The 13,610-nt window shown below is 49.2% G+C and carries 16 protein-coding genes; 10 read left to right on the forward strand and 6 right to left on the reverse strand.

The annotated features are described in order from the left end of the window. The first annotated feature begins 264 nt into the window (after nucleotides 1-264). Nucleotides 265-795, forward strand: coding sequence for a C40 family peptidase (locus tag B156_RS0113800; RefSeq protein WP_018620328.1), 531 nt, complete (start codon nucleotides 265-267; stop codon nucleotides 793-795). Between the two features lie 197 nt (nucleotides 796-992). Then, entirely contained in the window at nucleotides 993-1,526 is a 534-nt protein-coding gene (locus B156_RS0113805; RefSeq protein WP_018620329.1) for a DUF2911 domain-containing protein, read from the forward strand. 2 nt (nucleotides 1,527-1,528) lie between these two features. Here the strand turns inward: B156_RS0113805 and B156_RS0113810 are convergent, their stop codons facing one another. Then, complete coding sequence (locus B156_RS0113810) at nucleotides 1,529-2,476, reverse strand: alpha/beta hydrolase (RefSeq protein ID WP_018620330.1); 948 nt, start codon at nucleotides 2,474-2,476, stop codon at nucleotides 1,529-1,531. 131 nt (nucleotides 2,477-2,607) lie between these two features. Between B156_RS0113810 and B156_RS32175 the strand changes: the two genes are divergently transcribed. Then, nucleotides 2,608-2,823, forward strand: a complete 216-nt coding sequence (locus tag B156_RS32175) for a hypothetical protein (protein WP_018620331.1) — start codon at nucleotides 2,608-2,610, stop codon at nucleotides 2,821-2,823. A gap of 65 nt (nucleotides 2,824-2,888) precedes the next feature. Here B156_RS32175 and B156_RS32180 read toward each other — a convergent pair whose 3' ends face one another. Further along, nucleotides 2,889-3,059: a hypothetical protein gene (locus B156_RS32180; protein WP_245563736.1), complete on the reverse strand. Its 171-nt coding sequence runs from the start codon at nucleotides 3,057-3,059 to the stop codon at nucleotides 2,889-2,891. Between the two features lie 289 nt (nucleotides 3,060-3,348). On the opposite strand from B156_RS32180, the gene B156_RS0113820 reads away from it, so the two are divergent. Beyond that, entirely contained in the window at nucleotides 3,349-4,500 is a 1,152-nt protein-coding gene (locus tag B156_RS0113820) for a sigma-54-dependent transcriptional regulator (protein ID WP_018620332.1), read from the forward strand. An 82-nt stretch (nucleotides 4,501-4,582) separates the two neighbouring features. Here B156_RS0113820 and B156_RS0113825 read toward each other — a convergent pair whose 3' ends face one another. Further along, the gene (locus B156_RS0113825; RefSeq protein WP_018620333.1) at nucleotides 4,583-5,707 is read right to left on the reverse strand and encodes a hypothetical protein; all 1,125 of its coding nucleotides are present in this window, start codon (nucleotides 5,705-5,707) and stop codon (nucleotides 4,583-4,585) included. Nucleotides 5,708-5,745: 38 nt separating this feature from the next. On the opposite strand from B156_RS0113825, the gene B156_RS0113830 reads away from it, so the two are divergent. Further along, the gene (locus B156_RS0113830) at nucleotides 5,746-6,291 is read left to right on the forward strand and encodes a hypothetical protein (RefSeq protein ID WP_018620334.1); all 546 of its coding nucleotides are present in this window, start codon (nucleotides 5,746-5,748) and stop codon (nucleotides 6,289-6,291) included. Nucleotides 6,292-6,319: 28 nt separating this feature from the next. On the opposite strand, the gene B156_RS0113835 is transcribed toward B156_RS0113830, so the two are convergent. Then, a complete protein-coding gene (locus B156_RS0113835) occupies nucleotides 6,320-7,513 on the reverse strand; it encodes a sensor histidine kinase (protein ID WP_018620335.1) in 1,194 nt (397 codons plus the stop codon). Nucleotides 7,514-7,857: 344 nt separating this feature from the next. Here B156_RS0113835 and hemA point away from each other — a divergent pair, with 344 nt between their 5' ends. Together hemA and B156_RS0113845 are read left to right on the forward strand one after the other, a co-directional pair. Beyond that, complete coding sequence (gene hemA / locus B156_RS0113840; RefSeq protein WP_018620336.1) at nucleotides 7,858-9,141, forward strand: glutamyl-tRNA reductase; 1,284 nt, start codon at nucleotides 7,858-7,860, stop codon at nucleotides 9,139-9,141. A gap of 99 nt (nucleotides 9,142-9,240) precedes the next feature. Then, nucleotides 9,241-9,834: a DUF4230 domain-containing protein gene (locus tag B156_RS0113845; RefSeq protein WP_018620337.1), complete on the forward strand. Its 594-nt coding sequence runs from the start codon at nucleotides 9,241-9,243 to the stop codon at nucleotides 9,832-9,834. Between the two features lie 33 nt (nucleotides 9,835-9,867). Here B156_RS0113845 and B156_RS0113850 read toward each other — a convergent pair whose 3' ends face one another. Continuing rightward, entirely contained in the window at nucleotides 9,868-10,281 is a 414-nt protein-coding gene (locus tag B156_RS0113850; RefSeq protein ID WP_018620338.1) for a hypothetical protein, read from the reverse strand. Nucleotides 10,282-10,326: 45 nt separating this feature from the next. Further along, complete coding sequence (locus B156_RS0113855) at nucleotides 10,327-11,565, reverse strand: sulfite oxidase (protein ID WP_018620339.1); 1,239 nt, start codon at nucleotides 11,563-11,565, stop codon at nucleotides 10,327-10,329. A gap of 199 nt (nucleotides 11,566-11,764) precedes the next feature. Between B156_RS0113855 and B156_RS0113860 the strand changes: the two genes are divergently transcribed. The 3 genes from B156_RS0113860 (at nucleotide 11,765) to B156_RS0113870 (ending at nucleotide 13,605) form a co-directional block, all read left to right on the forward strand. Then, a complete protein-coding gene (locus tag B156_RS0113860; protein WP_026260821.1) occupies nucleotides 11,765-12,325 on the forward strand; it encodes a YqgE/AlgH family protein in 561 nt (186 codons plus the stop codon). Nucleotides 12,326-12,449: 124 nt separating this feature from the next. Continuing rightward, on the forward strand, nucleotides 12,450-13,058 hold the full coding sequence (locus B156_RS0113865) for a porin family protein (RefSeq protein WP_018620341.1): 609 nt from the start codon (nucleotides 12,450-12,452) through the stop codon (nucleotides 13,056-13,058). A 79-nt stretch (nucleotides 13,059-13,137) separates the two neighbouring features. Next, complete coding sequence (locus B156_RS0113870) at nucleotides 13,138-13,605, forward strand: NADH-quinone oxidoreductase subunit A (RefSeq protein WP_018620342.1); 468 nt, start codon at nucleotides 13,138-13,140, stop codon at nucleotides 13,603-13,605. Nucleotides 13,606-13,610 lie beyond the last annotated feature (5 nt).

Consider the following 13,610-nt stretch of genomic DNA (forward strand, 5'->3'; position numbering starts at 1 on the left):
ATCATTGGAAAAGCGGTCCGCCATAAGGAGACATAATCTCCTTATGGCGGACCGCTTTTTTTATAATAAGAACCTGAAAGCCGGTTTCTACACCGCTGAGGAATAGACATGATTAGGTCCTTATTTATCTAAAGGTCAGTTGCTTATAAAAACTGGCACGAAAAAAAATGGGTAAAGTGTAGAAAAAAGTCCTCATTTTAGTTGGTCCCTTTTTATAAAAAACCTACTTTTATGAACCTAACTAGACTTTAACCTTATTATATAATGAAGAAAGTGCTCCTGACAGTACTTTGTACTGTCTCGTTTGGCATCGCTCAAGCTCAGACTATACCCACCGTAACTAAGGTACCCACCGTAACCCCAAAAGAGACCAGTTTTTACGAGCAAATTCCGGTCGTTAACGAAGTAATCAGTTTTGCCAAAAAGCACCTTTCTATCCGGTATCGCTCGGGCGGTACTACCACCCGGGGGTTCGACTGCTCAGGCTTCACCCGCTTCTGTTACAGTCAATTTGGTATCTCTCTCCCTCACTCCAGCGCGGCTCAGGGTACGGTTGGTGAGGCTGTCGATAGAGAGGCAGCCCAACCCGGCGACCTGATTCTGTTTAAAGGACACGATGCCGGAGGCAACCGCATTGGCCACGTCGGTATGATTACCGAAGTAATTGGGGACCAGGTAAAATTCATTCATTCTGCCTGGAGTGGTGGCGTCCGGTACGATTATCTGAGGGCCAGTTATTATCAACGGCGTTTTATGGGTATCAGGCGGGTAGCTCACTTGCTGGCGGAGAAATAAACGCGCATATCCGTATCCTCACCTAATTTTTAAAGCGGCTTCTCAGCCGCTTTATTTGTTGCTGGCTGGCGTGAGATTGTTGACTGTGATAGGTGGCCGGCCGGGCAGATAAGCAGACTGGTACGCCGGGGAAGGCTACAACTTATAAAAACACTTCCTACCTTGCAGACTATCAGTATCAAACTACCTGACCAACAATGAAACGTCTGCTTATTATCCTTGGGGTTATTGCCGCTGTTGTCCTCATCGGCTTCTTTACACTGCGTAGCTGGACAAAAACAGGTAGCCCTGAAGCCATAGCACAGGTTGACCAGAATGGGCTGAAAATTAAAGTAGATTACTGCCAGCCTTATAAAAAGGGTCGGAAAGTTTTTGGTGGCCTGGTTCCCTACGGTAAAGTCTGGCGAACGGGGGCCAATGAAGCAACCGTTGTTGACTTCGATCAAAACGTACTCGTAGCCGGACAGCCGCTGGACGAGGGCGAATACTCCCTCTGGACCATTCCATCCAAAGATGGCTGGATCGCTATTTTTAACCGGGAAACGGGGCAGTGGGGTACCAACTACGACCAGACGAAAGATATATTACGGGTGCCCGTTGTTTCACGCAAACACAGCCCCCAGGCAGAACAGTTTTACATCAGCTTTTCACCTGCCGCCAACGGAACCAATATGATTCTGGCCTGGGATGAAACCGAAGCCATCATCCCGATTCAGAAGCGGGAGCGCTAGCGTTAACGATGAAAACCCGTTCCGATAAACTTGAGGGCATCGGGCAGGCCCGTGCGCCAGTAGGACCACGTATGGGCACCATCGCGGGCGCGGTATTCGTGCGGTATTTTCCGGTCCAGCAGCGCAATGTGCAGCATGGCATTCCCAACGGTCAGCGCATCATCATCGCCACAATCAATATACCAGCGTACCTGAGTAAGGTCATTTGCCGGAGCCGAGCGGGCCAGTACAAGGGGGCTGTTACGTTTCCAGGTAAGTGTTAGCCGTTCCTGCCCTTTTACCGGCCCACTGAATATCGGGGCAAAAACGGTATTATACCGTTCGTCGGGCATGCTGGCAATGGCTTCGTCGGTGCGGACGGCCGCACTCAGCGCTGCGCATGAACTAAACAGTTCGGGATGATGCATGGCCAGTGTCAACGAACCAAAGCCGCCCATCGACAGGCCCGATATAGCCCGGTATTCACGCTGGGTACGCGTTCTGAACATGGAGTCGATATGCGGTACGAGTTCCTGAACGAACATATCCTCGTAGCGGACTTTATTTTCAAAGTCATTTACGTACCAGGTAATGCCTGCATTGGGCATAATCATGATCATGGCCGGTAACTCGCCGGATTTAATGCCTTCATCGGCAATCCGGTCGGCCTCTCCAAACTGAACCCATCCCGTTTCATTATCGCCCAGACCATGCAGGAGATAAACGACGGGATAGCGCCGGTTAGAAATGTAATAGTCGGGCGGGAGATACACCGAGTACTTTACCTGCCTATTCAGCAGCGAGCTGTTAAAGACCATGCTCTCCAGCAGGCGAATCTGCGGAGCCGACACAACCGGTACCGGGCCATTGTTTTGGGGCGTTGTCAGTTGAGCACGCCTGCGTGATTGCGCCGGAGCGGTCAGCGTCAGTAGGATTAGGCAGAAACAAAGAAGTAAACCCCGGGCAATCATACGTTTCAACGAGAGGATTAATTGTACATAAAAGTCGGTCTAACCTACTTATCAAAGGTTGAGTTGGCCTTTTCTTTACAGAGCCATTCCGCAAAGCTAATCGCCTGTGTCATAAACTAAACGTGCTCACGATGCACAAACGCTTACTAAGCTGCCTATTTTTAATACCGTTACCGATAGTAACCAGTTTAGCCCGGAAGCTGCCCGATTGGGAAAATCCTGCGGTTATTAGCGTAAACACAGAAAAACTCCACGCCACACTAATACCGTTTGCCAATGAACAGCAGCCGCTCAATGCGGTCGACTGGCGTACATCCCCCAACGTTACCCTGCTGAACGGAACCTGAAAATTTCGCTGGGTGCAACATCCCCGGCTGTTACCGAATGATTTTTGTTAGCTGTCAATTAACGATCAGTCCTGGGGTAATCTGCCCGTGCCGTCAAACTGACAGGTTGTTGGTGCCCGTGAAGGCAGGGCGTACGACCGGCCCATTTTTACGAATATAAAGCATCCGTTTCCTGCTACGCCCCCGCGTCCATCCCGAATACCAACTCCCGGCAAATAAATCATATTCGTACTCATTTTGAATTCGTCCGGTCAATACGCGGACGAATGTTTCGGAAGTAGGGAGCTTGTCGCTGCCTAAATAGGAGAGAATGAATTAATGAAGAATGGTTTGTGATAAATTAGTTAGTTATTTGTATTTATATTCTCCTATCGGGAAAGTAGAAAGCGTATATAACTTATTCGCTTAGTTAGTAAAGAAACAACTACGTTTAATGAAAAATTAGTTGCTTATGTATCAAAACCTGATATAAAATCACCTATTTTCGGACTTGTACTAATCTATAAATAAAAATTTACCCAGTTTATGGCCAAACTAATTATCGTGGACGACGAAAAACAAATTCGGGCTGCTCTACGCGATATTTTAGAATACGAAGGCTACGAGGTCGACGAAGCAAAAGATGGTGAAGAAGGGCTGGACATGATCATGCACAAAAAGTACGACGTGGCTTTGTGCGACATCAAAATGCCTAAGATGAATGGCCTGGAATTACTGATGAAGGTGAATGAAGCCGAACGAAGTACGCAGGTTGTGATGATTTCCGCTTTCGGTAACGTGGAAAACGCGGTAGAAGCAACCAAGCGCGGAGCCTTCGATTTTATTACCAAACCACCTGATTTGAACCGGTTGCTGATTACCGTCCGCAACGCGATTGAACAGTCTAAACTGGTTCAGGAAACGAAAACGCTCAAGAAGCGTATCTATAAACTCAATGAAATTATCGGGGAATCCGATCCGATCAAAAAAGTTAAGGATACCATAAACCGGGTGGCGGCTACCGAAGCCAGGGTACTTGTAACGGGGCCAAATGGTTCCGGGAAGGAGATGGTAGCCAAACAGATTCACGAAAAAGGGAGCCGCGCTACGCAGCAGCTGGTGGAAGTGAACTGTGCCGCCATTCCTAGTGAACTGATTGAAAGTGAACTGTTTGGCCACGAGCGGGGAGCATTTACCGGAGCCGCATCCCGCCGGGTAGGTAAGTTCGAACAGGCAGATGGAGGTACACTGTTCCTTGATGAAATTGGCGACATGAGCCTGTCGGCGCAGGCCAAAGTGTTGCGGGCTTTGCAGGAGAATAAGATTACCCGCGTAGGTGGCGATAAGGAAATAAAAGTAAACGTTCGGGTCATTGCGGCTACCAACAAAGACCTTCGGCAGGAAATTGTGAACGGTAACTTCCGCGAAGATTTATTCCACCGCCTGAGCGTTATTCTGATACACGTACCACCCCTGGCTGAACGACGCGGGGATATCCCACTCCTGACCGATAAGTTTCTTCACGACATTGCTACTGATTACAACGCGCCCCCTAAAAGGCTGACATCCGGTGCCCTGAACTTCCTTCAGTCGCTACCCTGGACTGGCAATGTTCGGGAACTTCGTAATGTCATCGAACGCCTGGTAATTATGTGTGGCGACGAAATTTCACTGGAAGATGTAAAATTATATACCTAAAGGGGGTTTACGGTTTTCTGTATACGGTTACGGTTGGCTGGCGCGTCTGTTTGTACTCTCTCGCTCCAGCTAACCGTAAACCTTAAATCATCATCAGATTACAGCCGCGAATATCCGAATTGTCGAACCGGCCTATAACCCGGAATCCTTCCTCTTCACTAACATACTGGCCCAGGTCCTGCGTCTCGATAAACGAACAGGAATCCAGATTAGCCAGGTCTATCACATTGATGCCGCCGGTACGGGTATAATCCCTGGGGTACAAATGAAAAGGGTCATTTATATCCCGCAATAGGATCCGCATCGTTGCGCCGGGCTGAAAAACGCCCCCACCAGCCGAGTAAGCCTGCGATAGTAGTTCAGTCATCCCGTATTCAGAATGGACTGTTTGCACACCCAATCGGTCGGTTAGTATGACGTGTATCTCTTCGCGCAGTAGTTCCTTCCTCCGCCCTTTCATGCCGCCCGTTTCCATAACAATCAGCTGTGGCAGGTCGCCCAGAAACGTCAGGTCATGGGCTGATTCTGCCCAGTCGAGCAAACCAAATGTAACCCCGATGAGTAAAATCTTTTTCTGGTCGGGTTGCCGGGCCAGTTGTTTTAGCTGTTCGGTTAGGGCTGCGTGATTATGCAGGAAAAACCCGTCTTCGTTCCCGGAAGACTCCCCGCCATTGGTTGGCAAAGGGGCACTTCGGGCCATAAATCGCTGAACCATATACACCAGTGAGGAGTTATTTCGTTCAAGATAGGAAGGCAGCAGCGCTAGAATCCGGACATTTTGTAGCGGCCCATATGCCTGCTCGAAAATTTGGGTACTGATAGCATCATAGAGGGCTGAATCCGGCACAAAATGCTGACTGGTCAACTGATTTTTTTCGGCTGTAGTGCCGCTGCTGGCAAACGTTAGCGTATCTTTAGTGGAGGCTTTTGCCCAGTCGATGCCGGTTAAAATCGCGTGATTTTTGAAAAAGCCAATGGGCATGAACGGTATTTGCCGAAGGCTGGTAATTTGCTCTGGTTGCGTCCCTAAATGAGACAGGTACGCGTTGTAGATGGGATTATGAACGGCCTGATACCGGAAAACGGCCAACGCGAGCGATTCAAAGGCCTGCGGGCGGGTTGGGGCCGAACAGATTGCCAGGATTTGCTGCCGGAGTGATTGCCGACGTATAGCAGCCTGGGCAGATAGGGTTAATGAAAAAGACAAAATAACAAAATCGTTTATTGCACAACGAGTACAACAGTATGCGACGGCAACAAATTCAACCGTATTTATTCGTGTTCGGACTGGTTCTGACTATGTCGGCCTGTTTTAACGAACCCAATTATTCGAGTACCCCCGAAATTGATTTTAAAGGGCTGTTCAAATACTCCCTCAGTGCCGGTACGGGCGTCGGCAAAGCTAAGCGGGACTCCGTTGTGATTACTATCGGCTTCAAAGATGGTAACGGCGATCTTGGGGTCGATAATCCTACCGGAGCTGCTATAACCAGTTATTCGGCCAACGGCGGCTGGGGGAACTACGAAATAAAGGCCTTTAGACTCATCAATAAGCAGTATGTAGAGTATAAGCTACCCGTGCTTACCACGTTGTTTTTTCCTGACCTCACCAAAGGCAAACCCAAGGGAGCGATTGAGGGGACGCTGGACTTCAATCAGACGTTTCAATACGGGACGGTCAACTATTTTTATCCGACCAAATTTCAGATTCGCATTCGGGACCGGGATCTTAACGCAAGTAACGTTATCGAAACGGATACGATTACCTTACCCTACCTGACACCAAGATAGGACTCCTGTAGTTGATTACACTAGGAAATCAACCAATATTCAGGATAATCCGAAAGGTAGTGCCTTTGCCCACTTCGGAACTTTTAACGAATAGTCGGCCTTGGTGGTATTCTTCTACAATACGCTTGGCAAGGGTTAGCCCCAGCCCCCAGCCCCTCTTTTTAGTACTGAAGCCCGGCGAGAATACCTTCTGCATATTTACTTTTGATATGCCCTTGCCCGTGTCGGTAATGTCGATGGCAACCTGCCGCTGCGACAACGGTAGCATATTTATCTGCAACCCACCTACTCCCTTCATGGCATCAACCGCATTTTTACAGATGTTTTCGATGACCCATTCAAACAGGAGTTTATTAACCCGAACCATCTGGTCGGGTGGCAACTGGGTGGCAAAAGTCATCTTTACCTTCGTTGAAATGCGTCTTGCCAAGTAAGCAATGAGCTGCTGGACAACTTCATTCAGGTTCTCCTCTTTCAGCGTCGGCACGGAGCCAATGCTTGAAAAACGGGCGGTTATGGTTTCCAGCCGCTGCACATCTTTTTCGATTTCATCAGTAATGGAAACGTCAAACTGATCGGGGTCGGAGCGCATGTATTCCACCCAAGCCATCAAGGATGACATGGGTGTACCCAGCTGGTGGGCCGTTTCCTTTGCCAGACCAACCCAAACCCGGTTCTGCTCCGCCCGGCGCGATGAACTGAAAGCCAGGTAAGCCAGTACACCCAGTGCCGTAAGGATAGCCAGCAGGGCATAGGGGAAGTACGTTAGTTGCCGAAGCAGCCGCGAATTGGTGTAGTAGACCAACCCCCGCTGGTCATTCCCCATTTCAACAATGAGTGGGGGGTGTTTTTTTTTCATGTCAACGATTTTCTGTCGAAGAAGTGGCTCCATTTGATCATCCGTGGTCCCTTCCGGAATATCAAGATTACGCTGAGCTGATATCTGGTTGTTCTGGTTTACATAAATAACGGGGATAGTCTGATTGGCCTGTAAAATCTCACTCGTCACAAAGGTCAGATCGCCCGCGTCCGGGTGGCTCGAACCGTACAAGTAGCCCAGTGCTTTGGCATACAACTGCACGTATTGCTCCTCGCGGTCTTCCAGTCTACTAATAAGCCGGTTGGTATAAAGCAGGGAGCCTGTCCCGACCAGAAGCAGGTTGAGCGCTACAATAATTTTCAGAATATTATTCTGATTGTATATATCGAATGATTTCAGCATGGGATACGGGCAGCAAATCCTAAAATAGCTGCCTGAAAAGTAGCGTTTGCCCGTACAAAAGTAAAGTAGCTTACAGACTAAACCATTACCGGTAACGTCACTCTAACAAATAAAGAGGACCACTTTTTACTAAACGATAAAACAGGCATAAATGTACAAATTTGAACGTATGACCATTTTATGGCGTTCTTATTGGTAGAGAATAATGTCAAACCATACAATTTAGGTCAACCTATTTAGATGAGTTATAAATAAACTGACTGCGTTTACAGGTCGTATTTATTTACGGCAATTATGCCGTAATTTTGTAGTGGCCACGGGCCAGTTAAGGCAATTTAAGTACCATGTTAGATACCTTCAAAGCTATTAGTTTATCGCACAAAACGGCTCCTTTGCAGGTGCGTGAACTGATTGCCCTGAACGAAGAAGAAGCGAAGCGACTCATGCTTCGTCTGCGTGATTTTTTCGGATTGTCTGATTTGCTGGTGATTTCCACCTGCAACCGGACGGAAGTGTATTACGCGTTTGAGCAGGATGTAAGTACCGAAATTGCCCGATTGTTGCTCATTGAGAAAGGTCTGACGAACACGGACAACTACCTGCCGTATTTCCAGTTTTTCGAGGCTAATGATCAGGCCATTCGGCATTTGTTTGAAGTTTGCGTAGGCTTACATTCGCAGGTGGTGGGCGACATGCAGATACCGAATCAGGTGAAGCAGTCATACCAGTGGTCGGCGGATATGGAAATGGCCGGCCCGTTCCTGCACCGGCTCATGCACACCATTTTCTTCACCAACAAGCGGGTAGCGCAGGAAACTGCCTTCCGTGATGGAGCCGCTTCCGTTTCATACGCGGCTGTCGAGTTGATTGAGGAGTTAGTGGGAGATAATCACAACCCGTCTATACTGGTAATTGGCTTGGGTGAAATCGGAACGGATGTCTGCAAAAATCTGGAAGCCCGGAAACTGACCAATATCACCCTCTGTAACCGTACCCATACCAAAGCCGAAGAGCTGGCCCGTCAGTATAATTTCCGCGTGGCCGATTTCGCTAACCTGACCGAAGAAATTCGTCGGGCCGATGTTATTATCTCATCGGTGATGCGGGATGACCCGCTCATTACGCGAGATCTGTTGCAGCAGGTTGACGTATTGACGTTTAAATATTTTGTCGACCTGTCGGTTCCCCGCAGTGTGGATACCGCCGTTGAGCAGATTCCCGGCGTGCTGGTCTATAACATCGACCATATCCGCAGCCGGGCCGATGAAGCGCTGAATCAGCGGCTGGCGGCCATTCCCCGCGTGGAAGCTATCGTAACGCAGGCCGTAGCTGAATTTGGCGACTGGTCGAAAGAGATGGTCGTTTCTCCAACCATCAACAAACTGAAAAACGCGCTGGAGCAAATACGACGGGATGAAATTGCCCGGCACATGAAGCACCTGACCGTCGATGAGTCGGAGAAGATTGACAAAATTACGCGGGGCATCATGCAGAAAATAATCAAGCTCCCCGTCCTGCAACTCAAAGCTGCCTGCAAGCGGGGCGAGGCCGAAACACTGATTGATGTGTTGAACGACCTGTTCGATTTGGAAAAACAATCGGTTGTAGAGCAAAAGCACGACTACTGATTTTATTGATACCGTTTACGCTTCAAGACTCCTGGCTCGTTATCAAGTCAGGAGTTTATTTTTGACTGCTAGTCAAACCACCGGAAACACCATTAGTCTATGTCACGATTACTCAATACGCTACTACGTTTATTCCTGATTGCTCTGTTGGTTGCTGGTCTGCTGGCTATTTGGGAGCAGATTCGGGGAATGGATATACTCAGCCGTTTCCGGCGGGGCGACAAAACTGCGCAAAGCGTTGTGCTGAAAGAAATCAAGGCGCTGGGGAAACTGGAACTGGTCAAATACACCTTCAAGGATATTGTGGAGCATGAGCAGGTGAACACGTACTTACCTAATGCCAATGCCATCCTGATTGTAGAAGGCGAAGCAACCGGGTGCATCGACCTGACCAAAATTACCGCTGATGACATTCAGGCTACTACCGATTCAATAACGGTTTACCTGCCCAGGCCTGAGCTCTGCACCTGGAAAATAAACCACGACCGGTCGCGGGTGTACGATACACGATTTTCGTTTCTGGACCAGTCGCAGTTGGTTAGTGACGCCTATAAGAAAGCCGAACGTCAGGTCAGGCAATCAGCATTGGATGGGGGTATTCTGGATCAGACCCGCAAGAATGCGCACCAACTATTAGCCCCGTTGCTGGAACAGATCTCCGGCAAAAAAACAGGACTGGCCTTTCGGGACTAACCAGCGTTGCCCCGTGGCGTTTACCCGGGTGGTTTACTGCTCCAGTTTGTACCACTTAACCTCCTTCATCGGTGCCCGACGGAAGGTGTTTTTATCATACATGGAGACCGGGCTGTAATAGGTTTCGAGGTAGTCCAGAACGACCTTTTCTGACTCACCCAAATCCCAGAGTTTGTGGTATTTCTGCATCCACCGGATTCGGTCCAGCCAGCCCGCCCGTGTAAAGCGGTGCTGTAGAATAAGCTTCGACGAATGGCAGGCTGTACACTGCGCTTTTATCATCATCAGATTCGGCGCATCGACAAGCCCACTTTCGGCATCTTTTTTCAGGGTATCGGCACTGGAAAGCACTTCCAGGGTGGGATAGTGGGTTACAGAATTAGTCCGAAAACTGACCAGGCCAATAAGTACTGCACCAAGTAAGAAAACTATTTTTAGTCCTTTCATACGACTATTTGTTGAGCAATGGGAAGCCCCATTTCAGGTGACCGGTTAGGCGATTGCCTTGACCGCAATTCGGTGGCAGGCGTTATTCAAATATCCACCCGGATTCCACTGCGGAATAACCAGGGGTTGCGTAACGCCTTTGTCGTCCGTAGCCCGCACCCACACCTCGTAGTAGCCGGGTTGTGGAAAGGTCAACTCGGCCGACCAGTGTTGCCAGGCCAGTCTATTTTTGGGCGACGATAACTTACTTTTCTGCCAGGTAGCACCGTAGTCGATAGAGGTATGCACCTCGGCAACGCTCCGGTCGCCCGCCCAGGCATGGCCGCGTATAGCTAACGGCTGCTTTATATCGACCATTGCCCCCGTTTTAGGAAAGGTCAACAGCGACTTGACCGGCATGGACTCGATGATGCGGAAGTTCTCGGGCGTCTCGGCAATTTTTTCGCCCGGCTCCACGGGTCTAATGGGCACCCGGTAGCTATGCCCCTCCATTTTGGCTCCATCGTGTACTTTGTTACGAACGGCAATGGTATGGAGCCACTTGCCTGATGTAGATGCGGGCCAGCCACCCACTACCAAACGGAGTGGATACCCGTGTTCCAGTGGGATATCCTGCCCGTTAACTGCCCAGGCAATCAGGGTTTCATCTTCCAGGGCTTTCTTCATAGGCACCCCGCGAGAGATGGCTACTTTGGTGGGGTCCTGACTCAAATGCGGATCTTTACCGTAGTAACCGATATAGACGGCATCCTCTTTTAAGCCCACATCGGCCAGAATATCCTTCAGCCGAACGCCCGTCCACTCGGCGCAACTTACAGCACCCTGCTCCCACGGATTTCCGGCTGTTTGTGGCTGATACCCCGCCCGGCCGTTGCCCCCGCACTCAAGCACGAGTTGATACGTATAGGGTTTGAATCGCTTTTTAAGGTCGTTGAGGGTGTATGTTTTTGCCCCTTTGACCGACTCACCATTAATAACCAGGGTCCAGGTGGCCGGGTTGATGGGCTCGGTTGGTATCAGGCCATTGTTGCGAATAAACATCTTACTGACTGGCGTAACGGCATCGTCGAGCAGATGGATGGGGGATTCCACATTCCAGGGCTTATCGCCCAGTACGGTCATTTCCGGGCTTTTTCCTTTGAGTGGGTCATAATCGAAGGCGAGTGGCCGATAGTGAGGGGGGATCTTACTGGCAAAAATAACATCAGTCCCAGCCAGGGTGGCCAGCGTTGCTAACGCACTCTGTTGAAGGAAGCCCCGTCTATCAAAAATTGGTTGTTTCATAGCGTCTGTTTTACGTGGTTAAAAGTAATCTGCCTAATACCTATACTACAGAATAGAGGCTCAGGTTCCACTTAAATCTAGTTAACTGCATAATCCCGATAAATAATATCTCGTTTTACGATAGCGTATTTAAGACTTTTTAATGAATATAGTGGTTGAAAAAAGCGTTTTTATTAGACCATTTAACGACCAGCGTTTTATGAATACAACCCCATTTTCTATCATGAACGGAAGTCTGCTGATTGCCGAGCCATTCATGGGCGATACTAATTTTGAGCGTAGTGTCGTGCTGGTTTGCGAACACAACCGGGCTGGCACATTTGGCCTTGTTTTAAATCAATCGACGGACATTCACCTGAGCGATGTTATCGACGAAGTTCAGGCCGATCTCCCCCTGTTTGTGGGTGGTCCTGTTCAGCAAAACACGCTCCATTTTATCCACCGTCGCCCCGACCTAATCGATGATTCTATTCCGGTGATGGACGGGTTATACTGGAGTGGCGATTTTGACCAGATCAAACGCGCTGTCAATCTGGGAACGCTTACGGAGCGGGATGCCCGCTTTTTTATTGGTTACTCGGGCTGGAGCGAGGGGCAACTGGAAGATGAACTGCGGCAGAAAGCCTGGATTATCAGCCACATCAATGCCGATTTCCTGTTCGACACGCCAACCAGCGAGTTTTGGCGGGGCGTATTGAAACGGATGGGAGGGGAGTATAAATCCATTGCCCACTATCCGGTTGATCCACGGCTCAATTAATTGGTCCGGGTACTGTACATGGAAAGTAGGCAACGGCTTCCTGACTTTTTTTAACCAATTTTGTGGTACTCCTGTGTGTTGGACAAAACCAGCCCGGAGGAGTCGTTCATTTTATCAGTTTTGTATGCATACGTATCGACTACTGCTTTTTGTTTGTCTTGTAACTTCTTCTTTCGTCGCGCAGGCCCAGAGCGACAAGCCTATTGGTGGGCATTTTGGGGTGAAAGTTGGTGCATCACTAACGCAGATAGCTATTTCGGGTTCTACCGTCAATATCCCGCACCGGGGCTTGCAGCCTCACCTGGGCCTTATGTACCGGTATCGGTACAACCGCTATGTGGTGCAACCCGAAGTGCTACTGTCTATTCGGGGGGGGACTTTTCAGCAGGAACAGAATGGCGGAATGCGCTCGACAACGCCCGTTTCGTACTATTACGCCAGCATTCCACTGATGGTTGGCTACATTCCAACAGAAGGGCTGACCCTACAGGCTGGCCCCGAGTTTAGTTATGCGCTCAATGCCGGGGAACCGGGTGGGCCGGGTGCCAATAATGACCTTGGGCTGGCCGTAGGCGCCCATTACGATTTTTTGGATATGCTCAACAAATTTAGCCTCCATGTTCGGTACGTGTACGGCTTTGTCAACGTATCACCCGAAGCAACAGCGGCCTATTATAACCGAAACGTGCAAATATCACTGGTCTACAACCTGTTTCCCAAGAAGAAAAAATAGGATTACGGTTTATGGTAGCTGGCGCAATGGAGTACGAATGTGCTAGCTACTATAAACCGAATACCAAATATCCACGATTATGCTCTCCCAATTCGGTATAATTCTGCTGTTTATTCTGGCCGCGTTTGCGTTCATTGCCGTCGTGTTATTCATAGCGCGTTTACTGCGGCCCAACAAACCGAATGTTGAGAAGAACAGCACATATGAATCGGGCGAGGAACCTGTTGGGAATGCTAATGTGCAGTTCAACATTCGGTTTTATGTGATTGCCCTGGTATTTGTTCTGTTCGATGTTGAACTGGTTTTTCTATTTCCGTGGGCTACCGTATTTGGTCAAGAGCGACTGATTCGTGAAACGGGTGGTATGTGGGGTTGGTTTGCTCTGGCAGAAGTTATCCTGTTCGTAGTCGTTCTGGCCCTGGGACTGGCCTATGTGTGGGCAAAGGGCTACCTCAACTGGGTGAAACCCCAACCTAAAATACCGACACTGGAAACGAAAGTACCCCCGCAGTTGTATCAACAGGTAAACGACCGTTATAAACGTTGACCCGT

Source organism: Spirosoma luteum DSM 19990 (assembly GCF_000374065.1).
Classification (GTDB): domain Bacteria; phylum Bacteroidota; class Bacteroidia; order Cytophagales; family Spirosomataceae; genus Spirosoma; species Spirosoma luteum.